This window comes from Fibrobacter sp. UWS1 (assembly GCF_002300445.1).
Lineage (GTDB): Bacteria > Fibrobacterota > Fibrobacteria > Fibrobacterales > Fibrobacteraceae > Hallerella > Hallerella intestinalis.
Genome location: NZ_NSGW01000001.1, coordinates 526,884 through 553,413, shown reverse-complemented (window position 1 = coordinate 553,413; position 26,530 = coordinate 526,884). Strand labels below are relative to the sequence as shown.

21 protein-coding genes are annotated in these 26,530 nt (G+C 49.0%); 15 read left to right on the top strand and 6 right to left on the bottom strand.

Annotation, left to right across the window (positions count from 1 at the left end):
* The first annotated feature begins 9 nt into the window (after positions 1-9).
* Positions 10-2,208, top strand: coding sequence for a polyribonucleotide nucleotidyltransferase (gene pnp, locus BGX14_RS02240; protein ID WP_233126372.1), 2,199 nt, complete (start codon positions 10-12; stop codon positions 2,206-2,208).
* A 112-nt stretch (positions 2,209-2,320) separates the two neighbouring features.
* Here pnp and BGX14_RS02235 read toward each other — a convergent pair whose 3' ends face one another.
* The gene (locus tag BGX14_RS02235) at positions 2,321-2,659 is read right to left on the bottom strand and encodes a hypothetical protein (protein ID WP_073302078.1); all 339 of its coding nucleotides are present in this window, start codon (positions 2,657-2,659) and stop codon (positions 2,321-2,323) included.
* A 647-nt stretch (positions 2,660-3,306) separates the two neighbouring features.
* Here BGX14_RS02235 and BGX14_RS02230 point away from each other — a divergent pair.
* The 5 genes from BGX14_RS02230 (at position 3,307) to BGX14_RS02215 (ending at position 7,243) form a co-directional block, all read left to right on the top strand.
* Positions 3,307-4,446, top strand: coding sequence for a polysaccharide biosynthesis/export family protein (locus BGX14_RS02230; protein WP_073302076.1), 1,140 nt, complete (start codon positions 3,307-3,309; stop codon positions 4,444-4,446).
* A gap of 185 nt (positions 4,447-4,631) precedes the next feature.
* Complete coding sequence (locus BGX14_RS15450) at positions 4,632-4,793, top strand: hypothetical protein (protein WP_158223198.1); 162 nt, start codon at positions 4,632-4,634, stop codon at positions 4,791-4,793.
* A gap of 18 nt (positions 4,794-4,811) precedes the next feature.
* Complete coding sequence (locus BGX14_RS02225; protein ID WP_143159286.1) at positions 4,812-5,036, top strand: hypothetical protein; 225 nt, start codon at positions 4,812-4,814, stop codon at positions 5,034-5,036.
* Positions 5,037-5,080: 44 nt separating this feature from the next.
* Positions 5,081-6,928, top strand: a complete 1,848-nt coding sequence (locus BGX14_RS02220) for a LysM peptidoglycan-binding domain-containing protein (protein ID WP_143394091.1) — start codon at positions 5,081-5,083, stop codon at positions 6,926-6,928.
* Positions 6,929-7,003: 75 nt separating this feature from the next.
* Positions 7,004-7,243: a hypothetical protein gene (locus tag BGX14_RS02215; protein WP_143394090.1), complete on the top strand. Its 240-nt coding sequence runs from the start codon at positions 7,004-7,006 to the stop codon at positions 7,241-7,243.
* A gap of 16 nt (positions 7,244-7,259) precedes the next feature.
* Here the strand turns inward: BGX14_RS02215 and BGX14_RS02210 are convergent, their stop codons facing one another.
* A complete protein-coding gene (locus tag BGX14_RS02210) occupies positions 7,260-8,612 on the bottom strand; it encodes an IS5 family transposase (RefSeq protein WP_198951133.1) in 1,353 nt (450 codons plus the stop codon).
* A 170-nt stretch (positions 8,613-8,782) separates the two neighbouring features.
* Between BGX14_RS02210 and BGX14_RS02205 the strand changes: the two genes are divergently transcribed.
* Together BGX14_RS02205 and BGX14_RS02200 are read left to right on the top strand one after the other, a co-directional pair.
* A complete protein-coding gene (locus BGX14_RS02205) occupies positions 8,783-9,268 on the top strand; it encodes a hypothetical protein (RefSeq protein WP_143394089.1) in 486 nt (161 codons plus the stop codon).
* A 9-nt stretch (positions 9,269-9,277) separates the two neighbouring features.
* Positions 9,278-10,900: a PCMD domain-containing protein gene (locus tag BGX14_RS02200; RefSeq protein WP_095878934.1), complete on the top strand. Its 1,623-nt coding sequence runs from the start codon at positions 9,278-9,280 to the stop codon at positions 10,898-10,900.
* A gap of 435 nt (positions 10,901-11,335) precedes the next feature.
* Here the strand turns inward: BGX14_RS02200 and BGX14_RS02190 are convergent, their stop codons facing one another.
* Together BGX14_RS02190 and BGX14_RS02185 are read right to left on the bottom strand one after the other, a co-directional pair.
* A complete protein-coding gene (locus BGX14_RS02190) occupies positions 11,336-12,193 on the bottom strand; it encodes a PHP domain-containing protein (RefSeq protein WP_073302064.1) in 858 nt (285 codons plus the stop codon).
* On the bottom strand, positions 12,190-12,768 hold the full coding sequence (locus tag BGX14_RS02185) for a hypothetical protein (RefSeq protein ID WP_073302062.1): 579 nt from the start codon (positions 12,766-12,768) through the stop codon (positions 12,190-12,192). The genes BGX14_RS02190 and BGX14_RS02185 overlap by 4 nt, the downstream gene beginning before the upstream one ends.
* 43 nt (positions 12,769-12,811) lie before the next feature.
* Here BGX14_RS02185 and BGX14_RS02180 point away from each other — a divergent pair, with 43 nt between their 5' ends.
* Positions 12,812-13,510: a viroplasmin family protein gene (locus BGX14_RS02180; RefSeq protein WP_095878933.1), complete on the top strand. Its 699-nt coding sequence runs from the start codon at positions 12,812-12,814 to the stop codon at positions 13,508-13,510.
* On the opposite strand, the gene BGX14_RS02175 is transcribed toward BGX14_RS02180, so the two are convergent.
* Both BGX14_RS02175 and BGX14_RS02170 read right to left on the bottom strand, forming a co-directional pair.
* Positions 13,499-14,548, bottom strand: coding sequence for an agmatine/peptidylarginine deiminase (locus tag BGX14_RS02175; RefSeq protein WP_078776863.1), 1,050 nt, complete (start codon positions 14,546-14,548; stop codon positions 13,499-13,501). The two genes, BGX14_RS02180 and BGX14_RS02175, sit on opposite strands and share 12 nt — an antisense overlap.
* Positions 14,545-15,402 (bottom strand): carbon-nitrogen hydrolase, encoded by an 858-nt coding sequence (locus tag BGX14_RS02170; protein ID WP_073302057.1) that lies wholly within the window; start codon positions 15,400-15,402, stop codon positions 14,545-14,547. The genes BGX14_RS02175 and BGX14_RS02170 overlap by 4 nt, the downstream gene beginning before the upstream one ends.
* 84 nt (positions 15,403-15,486) lie before the next feature.
* Between BGX14_RS02170 and BGX14_RS02165 the strand changes: the two genes are divergently transcribed.
* From BGX14_RS02165 to BGX14_RS02135, 6 genes are all read left to right on the top strand, one after another.
* Entirely contained in the window at positions 15,487-17,382 is a 1,896-nt protein-coding gene (locus BGX14_RS02165) for a hypothetical protein (protein ID WP_095878932.1), read from the top strand.
* Between the two features lie 40 nt (positions 17,383-17,422).
* Positions 17,423-18,100, top strand: a complete 678-nt coding sequence (locus BGX14_RS02160) for a hypothetical protein (RefSeq protein ID WP_143394088.1) — start codon at positions 17,423-17,425, stop codon at positions 18,098-18,100.
* A 334-nt stretch (positions 18,101-18,434) separates the two neighbouring features.
* Positions 18,435-19,598 (top strand): hypothetical protein, encoded by a 1,164-nt coding sequence (locus BGX14_RS02150; RefSeq protein WP_095878929.1) that lies wholly within the window; start codon positions 18,435-18,437, stop codon positions 19,596-19,598.
* A gap of 137 nt (positions 19,599-19,735) precedes the next feature.
* Positions 19,736-20,944: an IS4 family transposase gene (locus tag BGX14_RS02145; protein ID WP_095878730.1), complete on the top strand. Its 1,209-nt coding sequence runs from the start codon at positions 19,736-19,738 to the stop codon at positions 20,942-20,944.
* Between the two features lie 115 nt (positions 20,945-21,059).
* On the top strand, positions 21,060-23,720 hold the full coding sequence (locus tag BGX14_RS02140) for a TIGR02171 family protein (protein WP_095878928.1): 2,661 nt from the start codon (positions 21,060-21,062) through the stop codon (positions 23,718-23,720).
* A complete protein-coding gene (locus BGX14_RS02135) occupies positions 23,717-26,467 on the top strand; it encodes a TIGR02171 family protein (protein WP_095878927.1) in 2,751 nt (916 codons plus the stop codon). Before BGX14_RS02140 ends, BGX14_RS02135 begins: the two co-directional genes overlap by 4 nt.
* The last annotated feature ends 63 nt before the right edge of the window (positions 26,468-26,530 follow it).

Here is a 26,530-nt window from a genome sequence, read left to right as displayed (position 1 = left end):
AGGATGCTTATGGAATATCAAATGCTAGCGCCTAAAGAGGCGACGGCAAAGCTCCCCGACGGAACGGAAGTCGTTCTGGAGACGGGGCGTCTTGCCAAGCAGGCTTCGGGATCTGCGGTTGTTAAAATCGGAGATGCCTTTGTTCTGGCTACGGTCTGCTTTGGACCGGAAAAGGACGGAGACTTTTTCCCGCTGACTGTGGAATATCGCGAAAAGGCTTATGCTGCCGGACGTCTTCCTGGTGGATATAATAAGCGTGAAGCGGGCCGTCCGAGCGACGAGGAAATTCTTTCCGCCCGTATCATCGACCGTCCGATTCGTCCGATGTTTCCGGAAAACTTCACCCGTGAAGTACAGGTCATTGTAAACGTCCTTTCTGCGGACAAGAAGTTTGCGCCGGACGTATTCGGTGTCTCTGCGGCGTCTTTGGCCATCGGTCTTTCCGAACTGCCGTTTGAAGAACAGGTTGCGGCGGTTCGTGTTGCCGTCATCGGAGACGAATACATTGTCAATCCGTCCTATGAACAGGTTTCTGTAGCCGATCTGGATCTCGTGGTCGCCGGTACGGAAAACTCGGTCTGCATGGTGGAAGGCGGTGCTTACGAAGTTTCCGAAGATACGATGATCAAGGCGATTACGACCGGGCATGAAGCGATCAAGGTTCTTTGCAAAGCACAGGCTGAACTCGTCGCCAAATTTGCCAAGCCGAAAATGGTCCTCACCCCGAAGAACAAGGGCGAAGCGCATGAAAAGCTCGTTTCCACGGTCAAGGAAGTCATTTTTGACGAATTGAACGAGGCGCTTCACGCTAATATGGTGAAGACGCAGCTTTATCCGAAAATGGCCGAACTGGAAGCCAAGGTCGTCGCGGATCCCAAGATTCTTTCGATTATCGGTGAAGGCGATGCCCAGGATCCGGCGCTCCTCGCCGATGCGAAGGCCATTTTTGCCGAATTGGAACGCACGACGATGCGTATGATGATTTTGAATGAAGGTCGTCGTATCGATGGTCGTGCCACGACAGAGGTTCGCCCGATTGAAATTCAGTTGGGACTCCTTCCGAGCGTGCACGGCTCCGCCGTCTTCCAGCGCGGCGAAACCCAGGCTCTGGTCAGCTGCACTCTCGGCACCAAGGCCGATGAACAGCGCTACGAAACCTTGCAGGGCGAAGGCTCCAAGAGCTATATGCTCCATTACAACTTCCCGCCGTTCTGCGTCGGGGAATGCAAAAAGCTCGGCATGTCTCGTCGTGAAATCGGGCACGGCCACTTGGCGGAACGTTCGCTCAAGGCGGTTCTTCCCGTCACGGAAGACTTCCCGTACACCATTCGCATTGTCTCGGAAATTTTGGAATCCAACGGTTCCTCTTCGATGGCATCCGTCTGTGGCGGAACACTCTCGTTGATGGACGCCGGTGTTCCTATCAAGGCTCCGGTTGCGGGCGTGGCGATGGGACTCATTTCCGAAACGGGTCATGCCGATGATGCCAAGATCAAAATCCTCACCGACATTACCGGAACGGAAGACCACCTTGGCGATATGGACTTCAAGGTCACGGGTACTGAAGAAGGTATCACTGCGTTCCAGATGGACATCAAGATCAAGGGCATCACCCCGGAATTGATGCGCAGCGCTTTGGAACAGGCTCGTGCAGGCCGCTTGCATATTTTGGGCAAAATCAAGGAAGCGATTCCGGCTCCGCGAGACCATTTGTCTCCGAAAGCTCCGACCATGCTCAAGATGCGCATTCCGACAAGCAAGATTCGCGACGTCATCGGTTCCGGTGGCTCCGTTATCAAGGGAATGCAGGCGCAGACGGGTTGTCAAATCAATATCGAAGAATCTGGCGATATCGATATCGCGGCACCGAACGCCAAGGCTGGCGCCATCTGTCGCCGTATGATTGAAGAGCTGACTGCCGAACCCGAACCGGGTCGCATCTATAAGGGAAAAGTCAAAACGATTCAGCCGTTTGGCGCATTCGTTGAAATTCTTCCCGGGCGAGATGGACTTGTACATATTTCCGAACTTGCCGACTATCGAGTCGAAAAGGTCGAAGATATTGTTCACGTGGGTGACGAAGTTACCGTTCTCTGTCTCGGCATTGATCCGAAGGGAAAGGTCAAGCTTTCGATCAAGGCGCTTCAGCATCAGGAAAAACCGGCAGAGCCGCAGGGAGATGATCCCGCAGAGCCGCCGCAAGCCTAGTCTGTTTTAGCGACAAAAAATCCCGAACATCTGTTCGGGATTTTTCTATTCTGGCATGGATTTAAAAGCTGAAAGGCGAATGCTACGGAACGTTGAAGCGAAAAAGTTTGACTCATCCGCAAATGGATAAAATCCAAAAGCAGAGTGAGGCTATGCTCCATAGGATGGCATTTCTGAATCTGTGCTTTTTACCGACAGCGCAGAAGGTGACAATCGAAGTAAAGGTCAAATAAATGCTGAAAAAATAGCAGATGCCGGATTGAATGCCTTCGGGAATCCATCGTGGGGAACATCCTCCTTGAGCTAAAACAACGTAAATCGCAAAAATTTGAAACAGCGAGGGAAGAACCAGGGCTTTTCGCATTTCTGGTTTTATTTCTTTCCAGGTCAGCACCAGTTCTATCGCAATGGCAAGAGCTGCTACGGTAGATAAAATGGGTAAAGCAATCATGTTCTGCAAGATAGTTTTTTAGGGGATTGTAAACGATTCCTTTGGAAAAACGGCAGAAGTATTTTGCTCTAAAAATTCTTGTCGTTCCGCATATGAATTCAAGAAATCTTTTCAAGTGAATGTCGTCGGCTGCGTTTGGGATAAAATTTTACCGGGAAATTTATGGTTTCGTCGTTCCAAATTTTCATGATTTTTTGATAAAACGGATTTACGCTTTTCATTTTGCTGGGAAGAACGCCTCTTTAAAAATCGGTGGCGAGCCTCTGCAAAGGCTAGGAGACTCGCGATTAAAAAATTAGCCGCTAATAGTTATGGCGAGGAATGAACGCCGAGAATCTTGTGATGTGCGATGCGTATTTAAAAGATTGCTTTCCTATATAGAGGCGAAGTCAACGGGCAACGAGTTGCCGCGTTTCTACAATGCTTTGGAATTTGCAAAAACGATTCTTCCTATTTTCAATTCTCAAACTCGACTCCCAATTCTCTTTCCCTCGACATCGGCCCGTAATCGCTTGCTGACTATGGATGTACTTTTTTAGCTGGCTGGCTCACGGTCTTGCTTGATTTTTCTTCACTAAAGCCCTTTTTAGAGGTGGTATTCTTTCCAAAAAATGTTATCTTTTCTTTGCTTTTTGAGGTGATTTTAAATGAAATTTTGGATTTTAAATCTTTTGCTCGTTGTTTCGCTGGTTCTTTCCGGTTGCTTTGCGGCACCGGGGATGGTGTTGAACGAATCCGCGGACGAAGAGGGAGCGATTGACACTCTGGCGGATTTTCAAGGGGCAAAAGTGCATTTGCAGAGCATTAACGCCAAAACTCTTGCTTTGCAGTCTTCAGCTTCGCTTGCGTCTGGCGGCAGTGTCTCTCCCGAACTTCTTTCCTATTCGCCGGAAGCTTACAAATTGGGACCTTTCGACATTATTCAAGTCGTTATCTGGGAGCATCCAGAATTGACCAGCCCCTTGGGTTCGTATCGCAGCGATATTGCGACCGGACAACTGGTAAGCGAATCGGGAATCATGTTTTATCCCTATGTCGGGGACATCAATGTTCTGGGATTGACGATTACGGAACTGCGTGTCAAAATCGTCCAGGAACTTTCAAAAGTCCTGAAAGATCCGCAGATAGACATTCGGCTTTTGCAGAGCCAGCGTCACAAGATTTATGTGCAGGGTTCCGTCAAGAATCCGGGCGTTGTTCTTTTAAGCGATGTTCCCGTGACCCTTTTGGAAGCGATCAATCGTTGCGGGGGCGCAACCGTTGCCGCCAATCTTTCTTCGGTGGAATTTTCCCGGGATGGAAAGAATTATACGATAGACCTTTTGGCTCCTTATGAAGCGGGAAAAGGCCCAAATGACATTGTACTGAAGGATAACGATGTCATTCGCATTCCGGATGCGGAAGAATCCAAAGTCTATATGATGGGCGAAGTCGGTCGTCAGCAGGCGCTTCCTTTGAAGAACGGCAAGCTTTCTTTGGCGCAGGCCATTGCCGAAGCGGGCGGTTTGCAGTCGGAATCCGCCAAGGCGGAAAATATCTATGTGATTCGCGCAGCCGCTATGGACGAAATCAACGTGTTCCATTTGAATGCGGGCAATCCGATGGCTCTGGTTTTTGGCGATCGCTTTGCTTTGCAACCGGGGGATCTGGTGTATGTCGATGCGACCGGGCTTGCTCGTTGGAACCGCGTCATGAAGATGCTGCTCCCGACGGCTCAGCTCATTTACTACGGAACGCAGGCCGTCCATACGACGCATACGGCTAAAGAAGATTTGATGAACTGGTAACGGCAACTTAAAACGCTTTTTCAAAAATTGGTGGCGACGTGTCGCTAGGGGTTTGTGGTGAGTTTTCCGAAACTCTAACCCCTCCAGTTTTATTCGCCAAAGCTATTTTGGAAATCGCCTAACAGAATTTTAGGATTTTTTTCGGAAACACTTGTTTTTTCCTTTGCTATGTGTATATTTTCGCTATGAGTGTAAAAAACGTCAATTCGCCGGAACGTCCGTTCTGGAGTCGCAAGAACCAGAAAGCGTATCGGATCAATCGAATGCTCATTTATGCGACGATGCTTTTGTCGCTTCTTGCAGCGGGAATTGTCTGGTTTGGCGTGAAAAGCACTCTAGGAGAATAAACAGAGAGGTGTATTCTTATGAACTTTAAGAATATGGGCAATCACGAAACGATGTATTGTGGCCGTCGCCCCAAGAACGAAAACATTGAACCTTCCGTTCCTCTTGCCAGCGAAGAGGAGCAGGAAGAACAGGAAGAGGAGGAAGAAGAGGACCTCGATGAAGAGGTCAATTTCGACAAGCCTACTTTCAAGCGTGACCAGATTTGGAACGACTACGCTGAAGATCTGGATTACGACCAGTGATTTCTTCCCTGAAAAGGGGAGCTTTTTTACTTTCCGCTTTACTTTTGTCCGTCGCCCTCCTGTCTTGTGCCGCAAGGCAGGTTTACACGCCTGAAGCCGAGGAATCTTTTGTTTCTCGGGCGATGAGCGATTGGGTTGCGTCGGAAGAAGAGCTGCGGGAATCCTGGCAGCAATACCAGTTTGCATTGCAAGCGATGGAAGACGAGGATTGGCTTGTCGCCCGTCATCATTTGGATATCGCATTGAAAAAGCTGGTGGCGGAACGATACGATTCCGCATTTTACCATCAGCCGACTCCGGAGCGCGATTCTCTTTATCGTAGAGAACTCGCTCTCAAGATTATCGCCGCTTTGGATGAAATCTATCCGGAAGTCCTTCGCATGGGGGAGGATGCTTCGGCGTATGTGCAATATGAATTTGAAGACAACGGCCTGGAGGATTTGGACGAACCGCCATTGGACAGCGCGGAACGGTTTGAAATCGAAAGTTTTTTGGATACGCTCTCTCGTTCGGCGTTCACTCTGCCTGTGGAATTTAATGAACGGGTCATGCAGGAAATCCAGTATTTGACGACTCGGGCGCACGACTTTACGGAAGCATCGCTTTCTCGCAAGACCGCTTTTGATGAAATGATTTATGCGATTATCGATTCTTTGGAGATGCCCCGGGACCTGATTTTTTTGGCGTTGGTGGAATCGGGGTATAAAATCAAAGCGTATAGTCGGGCGAAAGCAGCGGGACTTTGGCAGTTTATTCCGGCGACGGGAAAGCGTTACGGGCTCTATCAGGATTTTTGGATGGATATGCGCCGAAACCCGGAACTTTCGACTGTTGCCGCGATGAAATATCTACGACGTCTGCACGATGAATTTGGCGACTGGCTGATGGCGATGGCCGCCTATAATTGCGGTGAAGGTTGTGTGCGCAGGCGCATTCGGGAATGCAAAGAGGATTCTTTGTGGGATTCTACGAAAACGCCGACTTATTGGGATTTGCGCCTTCCCAAAGAAACCATGCATTATGTGCCGAGGATTCTGGCGGCAATGACGATTGGACATTATCCGGAACATTATGGGATGAATGTGGAAAAGCGCGAAAGAACGCCTTTCGATACGGTCACGGTCGTGGAATTTATGCCTTTGGAACAGGTGGCCAAGGCGGCGGGAGTCGATACGAAGACGATTCAGGAATTGAATCTGGAATTAAACCGCTGGTGTACGCCGCCCAAGGAATCCGGTTACGTTGTGCGCATTCCGGAAGGCTCGCGGGATTCTTTTTTGGTCGCCTATGACAAGATGGACAAAAAATCGTTTTCCCGTTGGCAGTATCATAAAGTGAAAGACGGTGAAAATCTGGGGCTTATCAGTCGACGCTATGGCGTTTCGGTTCGGGACATCCAGTCGGCAAACCATTTGAAAAATACGCGCATCCGGCGTGGGCAGAATTTAATGATTCCGCTGCCGTCCGGGGCCTATTCGCCGGGGAAAGAAAATTCCGGAAATTCAAAAAATAAAAATGCCGGTCGTACTTACAAGGTTCGGTCGGGAGACAATCTCGGAAGCATCGCTAGAAAGTTTGGCGTGTCTGTAGCGAATTTGCAGGCGTGGAATCACTTGAACAATTCTTCGATTTTTGCAGGGCAGGTTCTTTTTGTTTCAAAACCATCCACGGAAAAGAATACGAAAAAAGAGAATTTGAAGCCGGAATCGAAAAAAGAAAAGAAGCCTCTCAAGATGGATTCGGAAAATTTTATAACGCATCGGGTTCAGTCCGGGGAATCGTTGTGGGATATTTCCCGCCAGTATGGGGTGACCATCGAGCAGATTGTGGAGTGGAATAAGAAGCAGACGACTAAAGTGAAAGCTGGAGAACTGTTGAAAATCCGAAAATAATGTGGATGCCTGATGCCGTCGGCGTTCATTGTCTTTCTTAAAATGAAATTTCCATTTTTTTCTATTTTCTGTGAAATGAAAGTGAAATTTGTTTTTTTGTTGGTCTTATGGAGCTTGGCTCATTTTGCGTTTGCGGCTCCAGCGGATTCCGTTCAAAATACGTCGGCAAAAAAGAATGGAATTTTGGCAAGCTTGCGCCCCATTGATGAAGACGAGGCGATTTATCGCGGCAACATTTTTGCTGGCACGACGTTGTTCCTGTTGCAAGGGAGTACAAATGATGAAACGCTGAACGTCCTGTTCGGCGATATTTAGTCGTCCCTTAAAAAGGTCACTTTGCGAACGCAAGATAAGGACGTTCGCATTTTTTGTTCATTCCGTTCCACAGAAGGCAAAAAAAGTATAGCCATTCCAACAGGACAAAAAAGCGCCTCATGGCCCTCTTGAAGTTGAACGCCGCTGCTGCAAGCTTTGCATTGAGCATATCGCCAAAGATTCCCTTGTAGAAATTTCTGCCCATACGGTGATCGCTTTTCAGATGGCCGTTGATAGGCTCGATGCCAGCCCTCTTGCAAAAAAGATTGTGTGCCTTTTTCTTCTGGTAGTAAGTCGCGTTTTTCTTCGGGACGTCGGGTATCACGATCTTTGTCGTTCCGGATTCCTTTTGTCCGCGGTAGCCTCGGTCGCATGCGGCCTGGCTCGGCCTGAATCCAAGCATTTGTTCAACATGGTCAAGCGTATCGTCTATCGTATGTCCGTCATACTCGTCCCTGAACGCGACTGCGCCGACGATGATGCCGTTGTAGCTCCGGGCAATTGACACCTTGTTGCCGAACTCGTATTTCTTGTGTTCCTTGCCCTTGCCGATGCATTTCACTTCGGGTTCGTGTAGCGAATAGATTTTGTCCTTGTCGCATTTCTTCTGTGCCAGAACTTTGTAGAAAAGTTCAATTTTTCCTTTGTACGTACCCGACAGATTTTTCTTCGAAAGATTCCGTTCCATTTCGCGGACGAGCCGTCCCGCGATGGTTTTCAACCTGCGATCCGCCTTGTGAGCCTTTTTGGCGTTTTTCGGGTGATTGCGGAAACGCTGGTCACGATGAATCTTCTTCAAGGTTCTCTTGTAGGACTGTCTCTGCGGAAGGCCGTGTTCTTCCACGATTTTCTGCACCTGCTCTATTATCTTGTTCGCAAGTTTGGCGTCTGTAGGGAACGTGATGTTCTTTTCCTGCACGGTCGTGTCAAGAAAGACCGTGCCGCATCCTGTCGGTCCTTGTTTATCGTGGTCATCGTTGACGAGGATACTTTCCTTGAGGATCATGTCCAAGCCTTCCTCGCCGATCTTATGCCGGAAGTGGACAAGTTCGCTCGGGTCGCAGGGTTGCTCCGTCGAGAAGAACCGTTCTCCGCAAAAGTACTGGTAATAGGCGTTTTCCTGGAACTGCTCCACGACGGACTCGTCCGATACGTTGCGGATGTGCTTCAGGATGATGAGCCCGGTCATGAGACGGATCGGCTTGTTCGGCGCACCCATTTTGTCGTCAAACAGTTTCGAAAACTCGCTCTCGAACTTGTTCCAGTCAATCTTGTTCGCAAGAACGTAAAGGGGATGCTTGTGGTTCAACTGCTCCTCAAGGGAACAGAAAAGGCTTGTCTGGGCGGAGGATTTTGGCGGTCTGTACATGGGAAAAATTGCAAGGTTTTCAGTCATATTTTAGAAAACCTTGCAATATTTTCACAGGGTAGAAATCAATTTTTCCCAATAGTTATGCGGGCTGGGCGGGATTTTAAGGGACGACTATTTACAGCGCTGAAGGCTATACTTTTCGGGTCGAGGCTTTCGGCGGTTATTTTGTGCGTAGTGCGATGGCTCTGGGTGCGCGTGCCGGATTTAGCAGGACAAATCTGGACATCGATTTTTCCTTGTTGGAGGACATTGCCGATGTTTCGGAACGGCGGCAGTATTTGAGCAACGCGTTTTTTGTGCAGCCCTTTCTCAAGAATTATTTTAAAGTTTTCGATTCCAAGAACATCTATTTTTTCAATGAAACATCCTTGATGGTGGAGTATTCTTACGGGATTTCGCAAACCGACGATGACGAAGATATTTCCAAAACAAAAAATCGCAGTTGGACATTTCAATTTGGAATCAATCCGGGCCTCAGCATTTTAGTGCTGGATCGTTTTGCTTTTGAATCTTCGGTGGGGCTTTTGGGACTGAGCTCTTCGTTTATGGAAATTGAAGAAAACAGAGAAACTCGCAGTAAAATCGTTTACAATATCGTGAATTTCAAAATCAATTTGCTCGCCTTGAATTTTTCGCTGGTCTATTTCTTTTAGGAGAATGGGATGAAACGATTGCTTTCTTTTATTACAAAAGGTCTTTGCGGAAAAATCTCCTGGATTGTTTTAGCGGCGATGTTGCCCGTCTCCTTTTGGGCTTGTTCTGCCGATTACGATACTTTTGGAACTTCGGATTATTGTGAATTAAAAGAAATTTCTTTTATGGAACAGAAGGGAGATCCTGCAATTTATTCTCGAGAGCATCGGATGGAATTTGATTTGCTGGAAATTCCGGACTCTTTGGACACGTGGGATTCAATCACTATTGCGGGCTTTGACATGAGTCATTTTGCCTCGTTGCATCTTGTAGATACGGAAATCGGGGAATTTCCCAAAGATTCTTTGGCTTTGGATTCTCTGGCGGAGAGCGTGGACTACGAAACGTCCCGATTGCGGAAACAGACCCGAATTCCCATCTCGGCAAATCAGAGCGTCTTTTTGCTAGTCCTTTCGGAAAGTGGAAACAAATCCATTTGGCAATTGAATTTTTCGATTCCCGAGAAAAGAGTCAGTTCTTCGTCGGTAAATTCTTCAAACAGTTTTTCGAAAAGCAGTTCCAGCAGCATCGCCTATAATTCCAGCAGTTCGGGGCTAGAAAATCCGGCGGATTCAACCTTGCCCGAAATACTGTCTCTCTTTATTGCGGGCAAAGAAGCACAGATTGAACGAGAAAGTAAAACCATCCATTTGGATTCTTTGGAATATCTGGCCGATTTAACACGTTTGGAACTCTCGGAATTAACGCTTTCTGAAGGGGCGAACGCCGATGTGACAGTCGGGGAATATTATGATTTCGGTACTGGAATTTCGGTAACGGTTACGGGAGCCAATGGAATGACACGGACATATTTTGTCAAGGCCGGATACCAGATTCCAGGAAGCAATTTGGATGTTTGGAAAAATAACGACGTTGTGCCGGATTCCATTTGGGGAAATGCCAATACGATTTTGACGACAACAGAAAAGATGACGGAAGGCTCCGTAATCGGGGCGAAAATTACAACGGGTGCCGTTCTTTCCAAAATTGCCAGTGGAAGCCTTTATACGGCGGATTTCAATCCGAATGGTATTAGTGTTCTTTCTATGGCGAGCGCATCGACATGGCCCGATGGAAATGAGCTGCTGGATTTTGGAAAACCATTTAAGGCCCGCCCGGAGTACATGGAAGTGAAATTTTCGTATAAAGGAAGTGGCGACAGCTGTGACGTTTACATTCTGCTGGAAAACAGAACTGGCGATAAGAACGTCAATCGAAAGAGCAGCGATGTGAATAAGCTTGTCGCTTCGGCTTGGTTCCGTTCGTCGTCTGCGGATGGTTCCGGTCACGTGAATCCTGATGTTGTCAGTATTTCGGATGCGGATGAAAATGGGTTGAGAACGCTTCTCCTTAAATTGCAATATGGAGATCCTTTGCCGGGTTCGCCGATCGAGCGCTCTTCGGTTTTCAACACTTCTCTTCAATCGAAGAATGCGAAGGCGATAAATAATGGTCTGGTGCAAGGCTCGGCGGAAGATTTGGTTACGCACGTTCGCATTGTTTTTGCTTCAAGCGCAGATGGAAATCATTATGAAGGGGTAAAAGGCGCAACGCTGATTATCGATTCGGTGCGTTTGATTTATGGAAGGTAGCGTTTCGTTGAGGATTGGAAACTATTTCTTGTAGATTTTTTTGAATGGAAATTTCTTTTTCGATGAGGAATTTTTCTTCAGACGATGAAATTTTTTTCAAAGTGAGAATTTCTCTTCGGAACGAAAATGTTCCTTCCAGCATTGTATTGTCTTCGCAGGCTGAACTCCGGCGGATTTTCAAAAATTCGTTTCCGGCAAACGGTTCTTTCGGGCGGTATATTTGCAGAACAGAGGGATGCGTTCAAGACTTAGCGAAGGCGAGCGTCTCGCAGTCAGCGAAAAAAAATCACCTGTGAAAAGCCATTCCACTTTGAAAAAAGAGTTCACCTGTGAAAAAGAAATCCACTCTTCGGAAAAATTTTAACGGCGACCCTTTTAGTGGAGGATTGCAATAAATCCCAAAAATGGGCTTCTTTCAATTCGTATAAAAGAGGGTTAGAATGATTCGGCGCGAGATTTTTCTCGCCGTTCACGAAGTTCTTCTACCACAGAGTATGGCATTTTCATGCAGTTTGGATTATACGGACTGCTTTCCGTATGAAAGTCTGAACCTCCGGTGCCGACTAATCTATAATGTTCGGCGAGTTCCCGGTAGCGTCTTCCGACGGCGCCTTTTTGTGCGGGCGAATAGATTTCAATTCCCTGAAGCCCTGCTTCGACAAGATCGGGAATCAAATTGTCAACGTTGGATTTGTAAGGATGGGCGAGTACGGCGATGCCCCCAGCGTTTTCAATGAGTCGAATTGTCTGCTGGGGGTTCAATCCTCGTTTTTCCACAAAAGCGGGTGCACCGTCCGCAAGGTATCGGGTAAACGCCTCTCCGAAGTTGGAAACGTATTCTTCGCCGACGAGAGCCATCGCGATATGAGGACGCCCGACGACTTTTCCTTTGCAGTAGCTCATCACTTTTTCAAAGCTCAAGTTGATGCCCAATCCCGACAGTTTTTTGAGAATGGCTTTGGCGCGCGAAATGCGTTGCTTGGCGCTTTCGGCTAGTTCTATGCTGATAGCCAGGTTCGTTGGATCGCAGAAGTAGCCGAGAATGTGGACATCTCGCCCTTGCCAGACAGAAGAGATTTCGATGCCCGGAATGATTTCCATGTCAAATTCTTGCGCGTAAGGCTTGGTCGCTTCATAAGAGGCCAAAGTGTCGTGATCGGTTACGGAAATGCAGCGCAGCCCGCGGCGCTTGGCGAGTTTGACCAAATCGAGAGGGGAAAGCGAACCGTCCGAGAGGTTCGTGTGCAAATGCAAATCGGCAAATCCGATTTTTTTCTTGTCCTGATCCGTCATGGAACCGCCCGATTGAATAGATCCATCAAAAATTCGGATCGTTTAGGGTGTTCGTCGCCGGCAGAAAGGCTAAGATTTAAAAGCGGATAGAATTTTTCGCAATCAAAACCAAATCGGTATGCCGCTCCACACATTTTGGCGAGAAAGAGCATCTGGAATCGCGGCTCGGGTTCCAAACAGATGCTGATGGAAATTTTTTTAGGGGGAAGAATGGTTTGGAGCTTTTGAAACTCGGGCTCTCCATATCGGCAACCGTTGGTGGTGTAGTAAAAAATTTCTTGAGCAATCCGATGTTCTTGCAGCAGTTTTTGATGGTCGCGATGCGCAAGGAGAAGGGTGCCGTGATTTTTGAACTTTTCCAGATTTTTAAGAAAGGGAAGATAAGCGAGAAGGGCGTCTTTGGCTTCGGGCAAAATGACGAAAATCCCTTGGATGTTGGCGAATGGGATGGGGTATTGAAATGTTTTGCTTTCGTCACCCGCTTTTTTGCAGAACCATCGCAACAAGGATTCCTTGGAGAGGAACCGCTTGAAAAAGAATGCGAAGGTATCGGCGAAATAAGGTGATGGCTTCAAAAAGGACTCCAGTTTTTGCGAAAGAAAATATAAATTTTCGGCAATGGGAAAAATGAAATTTTATGCGATAAAGACGTCATCGATGCAAAAAATTGTGACTTCTTGGCCGGAATGCGAAAAATTGTCGCACGGGGTGAAAGGCTGCCTTTTCAAGTCTTTTGCGTCATGCGAAGAGGCGAAGTCCTGGCTGACGGGGCTTACATCCCAAGCGGAGCCAGGCGGTTTGCGCATTTATGTGGATGGCTCCTTTTCTCCGGAATTTGACCGGGCCGGGTGGGCGTTTATTGCGGTGGAAAACGATCGGGAAATCGCTTCGGAAAGCGGCGTTACCGAGTTCCCGGCGGAAAGCCGAAATATCGACGGAGAATTGACCGCCAGTTTGCGGGCGATGGCATGGCTTCGGCGAGTGGGAAAATCGGGCGTCATCTGTCACGATTACGAGGGAATCGCCCGTTGGGCGAAAGGCGACTGGAAAGCGAAAAAGGCGGTTTCCCAGCGTTATGTACGGGATGTGCAAAAGTATTTGCCTGTCCAATTTGAAAAAGTTCCCGCCCATTCAGGAGTCAAATGGAATGAAGCTGTGGACGAACGGGCAAAAAAAGCGATTGAACTTGCGCGAAAAAAAGAGAGCCTTTCTGTGCTGCCGACTACTCCAAAGAATATTCCGCCCTTGTATCCGGAAAAAAAGGCTGAAAAGCCGAAAAATTTTTCGGCTCAGGAACAGATGGATTTATTTGGATGAGTCCCTGGGCGATTTGGCTCCAAAGGATTCGTTTTCCTGTTTGCTGATGCAATGCAGACTTCCGCCTTCTCGGATAACCGCCGAGCAGTCGATGCCGATAATTTCGCGATTCGGGAAGACTTTTTTAAAGTAGGCTTCGGCTTTTTTGTCGAATTTCTCTTCGTATTTGGGATAGACGAGCGCGCCGTTTAGAAAGATGAAATTCATATAGGATGCGGGAAGCGTGTTTCCTTCCCATTTTTTTTGCGTCGGAATTTGGACGGTATCGACTTGCGCTTGGGAACCGTAATGCCTTTTAATCCAAGTTTCTAGGATGACTTTATTTCTTTGCAGCGGAAGAAAATTTTCTTTGGACTGGTCGTCTTCCCAAGCCATAGCGATTCGATTTCGGGAAACAAAGCGCGCAGCGTTATCGATGTGCCCGTCGGTGTGGTCGCCGGCAAGACCTTCGGGAAGAACCAGCAGGTCCTTGAGCCCGAGGGCATCCTTGATGGCGAACTCGACATGCTTGATGTCTTTGGGATGGTTCCGGTTCTTTCCGACAAGGCAGGGAAGAGTCGTGATTCCCAAACCGTCATCGTTGACTTCAATCGCTCCGCCTTCAAAGATATAGGGAAATTCCTTGACGGCGAGCCTTTTCTTTTTGGCGATTTGGAATGGGATTTGTTCGTCGTTTTCCCAAGGAGGAAATTTGGCTCCCCAGGCGTTGAATTGAAATTTGACGATTTTCTTGACGCCGTTGTCGTTGAATACAAAGAAGGGGCCGTAATCCCGAATCCACACGTCGTCGGTTTGCATGGGGATGAACTTCGGTTTGAACGCCGCTTGGGAAAATATTTTTTTTTGAAGTGCCGGGAGGGCGAAATCCTCTGGAACAAGGACGTTCACCGGCTGGAACCTTGCGCAAATTCCGATGAGTTCATAGTAGAATGCGAAAATTTCGTCTCGGTTTTTGCCTGTCCAGTTTTGCGTGTTGTGCGGAAAGGCTAACCAGATGGCTTTTTGTTTTTCCCATTCCGCGGGATAGTGAAGATTCATGGCGTCATCCAGCTTTTGAGAATGTCAGAGTAGAGGTCGATGCGGCGATCGCGAAAATGCGGCCACCAGCGCCGGTTAAATTCGATTTCGGAAAAGTCGATTTCCGCAACGGAGCTTCCCCAAAAATCGGCGGGGAGATTTTGCAGAATATAGCCGTCCGGAGCGCACACAAAGGAATTTCCCCAAAAAGTCAAATCGCTTTCCATACCGATTCGATTGGCGGCGATAACGAAAAGGCGATTGGCGATAGCGTGCCCGCGCATGACGGTCATCCAGCTGTCTTTTTGGCGTTCGTAAAGATCCGGTGATTCTTTTTTGTCCCAGCCGATTGCCGTCGGGTAAATCAGAACATCGGCCCCTTTGAGTGCCATAATGCGTGCCGCTTCTGGAAACCACTGGTCCCAGCAGATGAGAATGCCCAGTTTTCCCGCAGAGGTTTGGATGGGTTCAAAACCGGTGTCGCCGGGTGCGAAGTAATACTTTTCGTAGAAACCGGGATCGTCGGGAATATGGCTTTTGCGGTAAAGTCCGGCGGTGCTACCGTCGCGTTCAAAAACATAAGCGGAGTTGTAATAAATTCCTCTTGCCCGTTTTTCAAAAAAAGGAAAGACGACGACGGCGTTGATTTCCCTGGCGACCTGTTGCCATTCTTCGATTAGAGGGGCGTCCTTTTCGATAGCCCAGTCGAATCCTTTTTCGTTTTCTTCGATGGGAAAGTAGGGCGTGTGACAAAGTTCGGGCAGAACAAGAAGATCGATTCCTTTGCCTTGGAATTTTCGGGCTTCGGAGACGTACCAGGAATGGGTTGCATGGGCTGAGCCTAGCCATTTGCCTTGAAGAATAGCGGTTTTCATAAGAATAAATGTAGAAATTGGTGATTCAAGGAGCTGGGAGAGTTTGGAGATTTCTTTAGAATGGAGAATTTTTATTTTTGAAAGGTGAAACAAATTTTCTTTTTTGCTTTTCTTTTCCTGCTTGTTTTTTTTCTCGGTTGCGCATCGCATTCCGAAGCGGGCAGAACACCTGTGGAAACTCCTTTGAAGGCTTTGCCGAATACGGTATCGAAAGAACTGCCGTATCGATGCGATTCTGTTGCTCCGCATCAAGAAATCCGTCGGGTTTCTGTAAAAGATTCGACCGCTTTGCCTACGCTCTCGGCTTTGGATTTTGCCGCCTACTATAAAAATCCGATTCGCGAAGCGGGAAAACAGGAACGCCCCGAAAACGCGACTCCCTTGCCTTCAAATTTTTCGAGCGAAGGCTTTCCGATGCTGGACAGCGTTCTCTTTTCGGAGCCGGAGTTTCTGCGATCGTCGGAGGCGCTAGCCTGGGAACCATTTACGCGTTACCTGTACGCGAAAGGAGCGGGCGATTCGCTTTCTTTGCTTCTCCGGCAAATCGAAAGCTTCAAATGGAATCAGCGGGAGGTTTTTGCGGACTTTCAAAAGGTGGAAAAATTGTATCTGGTTGGAGCGAAAGAAAATGCCAGCTGGTGGGTGCAAGTGGATCCGCGCTCTTGGACCGGGAAAACGCCTTTCTGGGCGAAAATGAAGCACCGGCCATCTTCGGCAGAAATCGAAGCTCATCGAAATTATACGACGGAATCGCTTTCTCTAGATGCCGCGTTGGATTGGGCAAAATCTCTGGCTGCTTATCTTTATCCGACTTACAATACCGATTTGGAACCGCACACTCCCGGTGCGGAATGGATGGGAAATCGTCCATTTGCCGTGATGCGCGGAAATCCGATGGGCGAGCCTCTTTGGGTGGCTTTTGATGTACCCGCATTCCGCAGGGCAACTCCCGAAACAGAATCGACATCGCCGACGAAAGAACTTGTCCGAAAACCGGATACGACTTCGGCATGGCGTCGGCAGAAGTTGCAGGAATTGCAGGGTGTCTGTTTAGAAACGGAAAAGACGCTGGAGTTTAAGCAAAAGCTTGCCTTGATTCTGGATTCTCTCCCGACCGATCAGAACGCCTGGCATGCAAATGGAATGCTGTGGTTTCGCCGTAACGCCAATTCGCTTTTGGCAAAGAATTTTCTGGAGCAGGATTCCCTGCATAATCCGCTGCCCCGAATGCTGGAGCTGAAAGCGTATTTGGACAGCTTGGGAATCCAGTTGCTGGTTGTGCCTGTGCCGACAAAGGAAGCGATTTATGCGGAACGTCTTGTTTCTGGAACCGAGGACACTCTTTGTGTCGATGTGGCGGAAGTAGAATTTGTACGTAATTTGCTGGAAGCGGGAATCGATGTGCTGGATATTTATCCGGCGTTGCGCTCGGCAAAAGCTGGCGACGATGAAGATCATTTTTCCTTTCAAAAATTTGATACGCATTGGGCGTTGTCTGCGGAACTCGCCGCTCTCGAAGAAATTGCCGGAAAAGTGGCGTCTTATTCTTGGTTTGCGGAATCCGGTGCGACTCCGGGATTTTTGGAAATGCGAGATACTTCCATTGTGCGGGAAGGCGATTTGATTCAGCAGCTCCCGACTCTGGAACAATCGGGTTTTGCTCCGGAGACGTTGGAAGTGAAAAAAATTTACCGAAAGGGAAAGCCCTATGTCGGCGGAAAGGATAGCCCGATTTTGTTGATGGGCGATTCGTTTACCGGCGTGTTTGAATCGGTGGATGGCAAATCGGGTGGCCCGGCTTCTTTGCTCGCTTTTGCGCTGGGCTTGGATGTTCAGGTGATGACGAGTTGGGGCGGAGGTCCCGGCGTTAGACATCGTCTCGTCAAAGACAAAAAATCATTGCAATCAAAGCGTCTGGTTATTTACATGATGACCGCTCGCGATTTTTGGCATTCGCCGCTGGAGTGGGATGTATTCTAAATCTTTTGTAAAACCGATCGCTTTGCTTTCACTTTGCGTGATGTTTACCATTATTGCGGTTTTGGGCCTTGCGACAAATCGGGATGACCGCGAGTCTTTGATGGATGCCGCTTGTACTTTTGATAGCTTGGAACCGCATTGTATGGATTCCAATTCTATTTGGACGGATGGCCTTGCTTATTACGACAGCGTACTTTTGCAAACCCGAGATACGATTTTTGCCGTGCGCTCCTTGCTGTGGGATTATTGGAATTTGCAGTTTGCCGGAGCTGAACATGTGGAAACTCCGGATGTGATTCTGCCCTCTCGGATTTTGGAAAAGAAAAAAACGGGTTGTGTCGGCGTCACTTGGCTCGCTTTGATGTTGAAAGAGATTCGAGGCGTGCAGGTGCAGGCGTTCCTTGTCCCCGGACACATCTATTTTTCGGTGAACGATTTCAATATGGAACCTAACCGGCGAGGCTATAGCTATTCGCACGAGGAATACAAAAGAAAATATCGGGCGGGTTTTTGGGAAAAGGATGCGCAGAGTCCGCTTTACAAAAATCAGTTCTTGGGAATCGTGGCGTTCAATTTGGGAAATGCGAAACTGGAAACGGATCCGAAAGGCGCTTTGGCCTGGTATCGGGTCGCGAGCGATTTTTATCCGGCGTATTCCAAAATTGGGGATAATCGCCGAATCGCCCTTCGAATGTTGAGCAAGGAACGTCAGCGATAAAACGCAGGCAAATGAATTGGATTTATAAAATCTCTTTTGCTTTCGCAGTCGCTTTTTTTGCGTTTTTCCCTTTGACGGATACGGATGTCTGGTGGCATTTGGCCTGTGCCCGAAATTACTTGGAACAGGGTTTAGTGCTGGAGGATCCTTTTTGCTGGACGCCATCCCGTTCGCCTTGGATCAATGTGCATCTGTATTTCCAGCTGGCGCTTTACGGCATTTATAAAATGCTGGGAACTGGGGACTTGTTTTGGTCAAGTCCTTTTTATGGGGGATTGTTGCTTTTTTGTGGGTTTTGCCCGTCCAAAAACGAATTTCTTTTTGCACTTTTTCTGTGGCGATTTTTTTTGCGTTTGTTTTTCGCTATGCGCTGGAATGCCGCCCGATTCTTGCAACGATGACATTTCTAGGAATTTTTTGGAATGTCTTGCCGCGCTTACTTCGCCCGATTTTTTTTCGCTGGTTTCTTTGGGCTTTTCTACTGCTTGGCGTAGAGTGGATTTGGGTGCGCTCGCAAGGGCTTTTCCCTTTGGGTTTTGTCATGTCGGCTTGCGCTATTTTTTTCGCTTGGAAAGAACGGCAAAAAGGGGAACGTTTTGCGCTGACCGCCTTTTTTGTTTTGCTTTTACTTGTTCCTTTGCTGCATTCGCAAGGCTTTTTGCTTTGGCGGTATCCGTTCGCCCTTTTGGATAGGCTGATGGGCGGCTCTTATTCGGCGCAGATTTTTGCGGCGGAAATAGCAGAAAACCGCTCGCCGCTGACCCTTTTGTTGAATGGGGAAAATGCGTTGTCAATGCTTGTGTTGCTTTTGACGATTCTTTTTTCGGGATGGATTATTTTGACTCAAAAATTTCGTTCGGAAAATTTCCGGGTCACATGGCTCTTGGTGGTTCTTTTTTTAGCGATTTCGGCAGAGCGGAATTTGACGCTTTTCTTTTTCCCTTTTGTCGCGGTCGCCTTGTTTGAAACTCCTTTCCCTTTGAAAACAAAAAAATCCGTTTCGAAAATTTCCCTGGGAGACGAGAAACGGGCTTCGTCATGGCAATCGTTTTGGGGTACGCTCCTCCTCGCTTTTGTCCTGGGATTCTTTTTGCGCTGCCTTGGTGCTTATCGAAGCGATGACGGTTGGATGACAGTCTCGGAAAATCGCGTTCCCTTTCGCGCGTTAATTTATATGCAGGAACATCCGCTTTTGGAGTGCCAAAAACTTTTCAATGACGATCGCTCCGGAGGCTATCTGGAATTTTTCCTGCCGCAGGAAAAAACGTTTTTAGACGGGCGGTTTATATTGAAAGATTCTTCCTTTATGGCGACTTATTTGGGGTTTGCCCGGAAACCGGAAACTTTTTTTCCCGCCGCCGATTCCCTCGGAATTTTTAGAGCGTTGATTCCCATTCGGCATATTCCGCTTTGGCAAAAATTGGACAGCGCGTTTTTTGAAAATCCAGATTGGAAATCTGTTTATCGAGACGACTTTTACGCGGTTTGGGAACGCTAGATTTTTTATTAATAGTGTCCGCTAAAAGTTAATCAATTTCGTAGAAAAGTTATAAAAAAAGACGGTTCCCGATAATCGAGAGCCGTCACTTTTGGTATCGTTTTAAATAACCACAAATAAAAGGAACCAAAAGCAGTATGAAAGATAGCAACTTTAGCGGACAGCCGGTATTTTCCCAGATAATGAAGCTTATTCCCAAGAACCTTGTCCTGTCCCTATCTAGACAGAACGGCGGGGAACGCTATGTCAAGAAGTTCGATGCGTACCAGCATTTGCTTGTGCTCTTGTTTTCCGTCATGGAGCAGTACAAGTCCATCAATCAAATCTTGCTGGGGCTCGAAGCGGAATCGAGACGGCTAGTCCACGCCGGACTTACGGAGATCCCCAAAAGAAGCACATTCGCTGACGCGAACGGACGGAGACCGGCCGCGATATTTGAACGGCTCTACCATGAGTTGCACAAGAAGTACGAGCACTGTTTAGCGGACAGCCGGGACTATTTTTGGTCCAAAAGGCTTTATGTCATGGACTCGACGACTGTCTCCCTCTTCACCGACGTGATGAAGGGTGCCGGCAGGAACCCGAAGCTGGGCAAGAAGAAGGGCGGAGTCAAGGCGCACACCGTGATGAAGGATTCGTCTGGAGCGCCGGAGTTCGTCATCGTGACCCCGGCAGCGAAACATGACAGCACTGAACTCAAGAAAGTCAAGCTTCCCTCGGAATCATTTCTTGCTATAGACAGGGCATACATCGACTACAAGTTGTTCGAGAGCTTCTCCAAAAAGAAAACGACCTACGTGACCAGGATGAAGAAGAACCTCAAGTACGACCATGTGTCGGACAACCCCGTTTCAGACAACATACTTCGGGACGAGAATGTCCAATTTCATTTTGTCTCCCGCAAGAAGGAGCGAGTTCACAGGGCCCGCATAGTCGAACATTATGTCGAGGAGACGGGAAAGACATGGCGGCTGCTTACGAACAACAATGAACTTCCTGCCAAGGAAATAGTCGAAATTTATCGAAGACGCTGGCAGATAGAAACCTTCTACCGCAGTCTCAAGCAGAATTTTCCGCTTCATTTCTTTTACGGAGACAGCGAGAATGCGATCCGGATACAGATCTGGATAGTAATGATAGCTAACCTGCTGACAGCCATTGTTCGTGCGCAGACAAAAAGGAAGCTGAGTTTCTCCAGCACGGTTCTGCTGATACGCCAGTGTGCAACCTACTACGTAGACCTGTACAAACTCCTGGAATCTCCAATAAAGGCTGTAAGGGATGCATACGTCGGTGGACTCGCTCCACCGCAATCACAGCAGTCATTCCTGTCCCAACTGAACTGAGGGGGGGCTCGTATTTTGAAACAAGTCCCGTTTTCCTTGAAAACGGGACGTTTTGGGGATTATGAATTCATGAATTAAAGTTTAGCGGATAACAATAATTTTTTATATTTTCTTTATGCGTTTTTTATTGTTTGCTGTTTTTGCCTTGCTGCTTTCGTGCGCAAATGAAGCCTCCGACGCGGATTCCTTTTCGGATTCATTTGAAGATCTTTCCCGCGTTCGAACAGAGAATGATTCCATATTGCTGGAAGCGGCGAATCTCACCGTGAAATTCTCCTACGATTTTTACATGGGAGAACACGAGGTGACGCGCGGTGAATATGCTGCGATTATGGGTGGGAATGTGGAAACGGGGTTTGATCGCAAGCCAGTAGTGGATGTAACCTATTACGACGCGGTCCTTTATGCGAATGCCCTTTCAAAATCTCTCAAGCTCGACACGGTTTACACGTTTAGCGGCAAGACTTACGACTCGGAGGGCCACGTTGTTTTTCTTGAAAATCTCGTCACGGATTTTACGAAGGAGGGCTACAGGCTCCCGACAGAAGCGGAATGGACTTTTGCTGCTTCGAACGGATGGAATCCTCAAAAGAATGCGTGGACATCGGAAAATTCGGAGTATGAAATTCACGACGTATGCACCATAGGGAAAAATGCCTGGGGCCTTTGCGACATGGCGGGAAACGCTCTCGAATGGACGAACGATTGGATGTCCGATATTTCGGACACGACCGTTTTGGACTTTGTCGGAGCGGATTCTCCGAATTTCCTGAACGAAGTTGTTGTCAAAGGCGGGAGTTTTCGAAATGCGGCGGCAAACATCACCCTCAAGAATCGCAAGGACATTTATACCGTCACGCCCTCAATGGCGGCGGATTACGTCGGATTCCGGCTGGTTCGCGGGATAATCGCGAATCCGGGTAGCGCAGCTGGCGGCGAAGTAAATGCCGAATACAACGTTGAAGTGCTCGTGACATCAAAGGAAATGAAGAGGTTGCTCGGTACCTACCGCGCGACGCTCGCCTTCCGGGACGACGAAACGGGGAACATCGGTTTTGTGAATTTTTACGGTTCGAACCCGCGGGCGGTGGAAATTCCGGACACTCTCGATTCCTACCACCCGGCGATAAGCCCGGACGGCAAGCGCATCGCGTTCTGCACGAAACCCGAAGGGATTTCCGGCAAGTCGGAACTCTATGTGCGCAATCTGGACGCAAACGGCTCAGGTCTTGTGAAACTCGACGTGGAAAGCGCGGCGATTCCACGCTGGCGAGTGGTGGGAGCGGACACGCAAATAGTCTACGTGACAAGTGCGGGCAACAATTCGGACGCGTCGGAGTGGAAGTCCGGATCGACGTGGGCGGTGAGCTTCTCGAACGGGAAGTTCGGATCTCCGCAGAAGCTTTTCGATGGGACATACAATGGCGGTGTTTCAGCAGACGGACATCTCGCGGTGAGCGGGGCGCGTCTCTTGCGCGCGAACGTCGGCGGAAAGGAAGATGTGTGGTACAACGGCGAGCAGGCCTGCAACGCATCGCTCGAGGATTCGACGAAGCGTACCTTGTTCCTCGACTTCGGGAGCGCGACGGGGGCGGCCTTCGCCGGGAAATCCTACCTCGCGCACGAGATGCTTCTCGTCTTGGACAGCTTGGGAGAGCTTGCCAAAATGATTCCTTCCCCTAAGGGATATGCGTTCGACCATACGGAATGGGTGCATGGAGGTGCGGGTTTAGCGTTGGCTAGCCTCACGGATGCGGACGGAGCGCATGCAAAAATCGCTTTGGTGAACACGTCGGACTCGAGCGTCTTGGAACTTCTTGAAGGTGCGGAGCTTTGGCACCCGGAACTGTGGGTGGGGAAATCGGACGCGGCCCACTTCGAGCTCGACCCGGACAGCGCGGGAGTGTACCAAAGTGATTCAAATGTGGAATATGGGTTGAAGACCCGTCGCATCCGAATGGAGCTTTTTTGGGAAAATGCCGATTTTTTGGATATGGTCTGTGTCGGAAGTTCACATATCGAATTGGGGGTGAAGCCGCTTCTTTTGACAGGACAAAAAGTAGTCAATATGGGAAATCCGCATACTTCTTTCGCATCGACCGTTTATGTCGCCGAAAATTATGTTTTGAATCATTCCGCTGGGTTAAAAGCCATTCTCATTTCGCTCGATATCGGAATTTGGTCCAATTCGGGATACTATCCGGCGGCGGAACAGTTTCTGAATTCTCCGGGGGCTATCTATGACAGGAATCACGAATTTTGGCGCGACGGCGTGCCCGAACACTTTGTCGATATGGTTCGGAACGGTTTTGTCGCCGACGACATACGAAACGTGCTCAAACCGTTTATGGGATACGCTCCGGCAGCCTCCGGCGATTGGGGGGGCGTTCCGGAAGTCGCCATTGATTCGAATTGGGCTACAAAAGCGCCCGAAGTCGTCGAGTTGCAAATGGGTCGGTTGGAAGAACTCATACAACAGGCCACGGAAAAGGACGTCTATTTGATAGGAATCATTTTCCCGCAGTCCCCGCGATATCGGGAAACGGGATCTTTTGGCCGCTACGGTCCACAGCGTTCCGTGGCGAAGCGGATTATCGAAAGGTTGGATTCCCTGCAAAACGTTTACCCGAAATTCGTTCTGATGGACGAGAACAAGTTCGGCTATCACGACTACACCGATGAAATGGCTCAGAATTGGGACCATCTGGCGGAACCGGGAGCCGTCCAATTGACGATCCGTCTCGATTCGCTGCTGCAAACTTTGGGGTTAAAATGAAAAATTGCATCCTTTTTTTTCTGCTTATTTTTCTTGTCGCCTGCTCGGAAAATTCCTCGTCGGTGGGCGGGGAATTTTCTTCCGAGGTTTCCCTCGAAAACGATGCCGAGCATTCCGGGATGGTTAAGGTGTTCTCCCGCGGAGCTTTCGCCGTTTTGGGAACGAACGACGCCGGCGCAAAATCGAACGAACGTCCCCAAATGAAAGCGATGTTCGACTACGATTTTTCCATCGGAAAGCGCGAAGTGACCTGCGGGGAGTTTCAAAAGCATTTCCCCAAGGTCGATTGCGGCTCGGCGGACCTCCCCGCTGTGAACGTGACGTTTTTCGATGCGGTGCTTTTGGCGAACTCCCGCAGCAAGGATGAAGGCTTTGACACTGCCTACACCTATACGGCGAAAGCCTTCGATTCCGACGGGCACGCGACGAATTTGGAAAATTTCGAATTTCTCTCGGAAGTTTCGGCCTACCGCCTCCCGACCGAAGCGGAATGGGTTTTGGTCGCTTCGCAAAATTGGAACCCGGACAAGGGTTGGAACTCGAACAATTCGGATTACGAATTGCGCAAGCCCTGTACGGCGAAGGATTTCGGGAGCGATTCTTCGAACGCCGTCTGCGACATGGCGGGAAACGCGATGGAGTGGGTGAACGATTTTATGGGAAATTTCGCGGATACGACCGTAACGAACTTCGTCGGTTCCAAGTCGGAGAATTCCCTCGGGGAACGGGTCGTCAAGGGCGGAAGCTTCCGGAACTCTCCGTCGGCGACGACGCAGCATTCCCGCGGGGACGTGTATACGGTCACCTCTTCAACGCGATCGGATTATGTCGGGTTCCGCTTGGCTTTTGGAAAAATTCCGAACGCGACTTGGCTGGATTTAGAAAAGGACGTTGAGGAATTTTCAGTGAAAATTTTGACAACCTCGGCAAAATTGAAAACACTTTTGGGAACGGCGCGGGCGACGCTCGCCTTCCGGGACGACGAAACGGGGAACATCGGTTTTGTGAATTTTTACGGTTCGAACCCGCGGGCGGTGGAAATTCCGGACACTCTCGATTCCTACCACCCGGCGATAAGCCCGGACGGCAAGCGCATCGCGTTCTGCACGAAACCCGAAGGGATTTCCGGCAAGTCGGAACTCTATGTGCGCAATCTGGACGCAAACGGCTCAGGTCTTGTGAAACTCGACGTGGAAAGCGCGGCGATTCCACGCTGGCGAGTGGTGGGAGCGGACACGCAAATAGTCTACGTGACAAGTGCGGGCAACAATTCGGACGCGTCGGAGTGGAAGTCCGGATCGACGTGGGCGGTGAGCTTCTCGAACGGGAAGTTCGGATCTCCGCAGAAGCTTTTCGACGGGACGTACAATGGCGGTGTTTCAGCAGACGGACATCTCGCGGTGAGCGGGGCGCGTCTCTTGCGCGCGAACGTCGGCGGAAAGGAAGATGTGTGGTACAACGGCGAGCAGGCCTGCAACGCATCGCTCGAGGATTCGACGAAGCGTACCTTGTTCCTCGACTTCGGGAGCGCGACGGGGGCGGCCTTCGCCGGGAAATCCTACCTCGCGCACGAGATGCTTCTCGTCTTGGACAGCTTGGGAGAGCTTGCCAAAATGATTCCTTCCCCTAAGGGATATGCGTTCGACCATACGGAATGGGTGCATGGAGGTGCGGGTTTAGCGTTGGCTAGCCTCACGGATGCGGACGGAGCGCATGCAAAAATCGCTTTGGTGAACACGTCGGACTCGAGCGTCTTGGAACTTCTTGAAGGTGCGGAGCTTTGGCACCCGGAACTGTGGGTGGGGAAATCGGACGCGGCCCACTTCGAGCTTGACCCGGACAGCGCGGGAGTGTATTATTCGTCGGCGGGAACGCTTGGCGATTACGTGATGCGGATAAAGATGGAACTTCTTTGGCGTTACAAGGATTCCGCGACTGTCGTCGTGCTGGGTTCCTCGAGACCGTTGAATGCTGTCAGCGCGGAAGATTTTTCCGAAAGCTTTTTTGTTTTGAACTTGGCGCAGACGCCCAATTCGATGTTTCTCTCCAGGGAAATTCTCGAAAAATATGTTTATCCCCATGTTCCCGGGTTAAAATATCTCATCTTGTCGTTGGACATCGATTTTTGGTGGAAAACCGAAGAAATGGAAGACGCGTCCTTGGCTGTCTATCAGCGGCAATATCCCGGCTACGCCTACGATAAAAATCACGGCTATTGGAAAGCCGATTATCCGTCGGATCTTTTGAAATTGACGGAGAATGGTCCCGGCAATCGAAATGAAGATCCCTCGCTTTATTCCGTGTATGCGCAGAATCATGGCCGGGCTTTTATGGACTGCATTTCCTGGGGCGGCGATGAACCACAAATCAGCAAAGACAGCACTTTTTACGACAACAAACCCGAACTCATCAAAAATAATTTTGCGGTTCTCCGAAGCATTCTGGAATCGACCGCCTCAAAAAACGTCCATGTCGTCGGGGTCATCTTTCCGCAAAGTCCGGCTTACAAATCGACAGGAGCGTTTGGACGTTATGGTCTCCGCCGCAGCAAGGCGAAAGTTTTGCTGGATTCGCTTAAAGGGCTTGAAACGGAATATGCGAATTTTTCGTTGATGGATGAAAATAAATTCGGCAATCACGATTACGGGGATGATGTGGCGTTGGATTACGACCATCTGTGCTATCGGGGAGCCGCCAAAATTTCTGTGCGTCTCGATTCGCTGCTTCGAACGTTGGAGGACAAATGAATGGCTGCTTCTTGCCCGATTGTCGCTTTTAAAAATGTATTTTCAAAAGGCTTTGAACAAAAG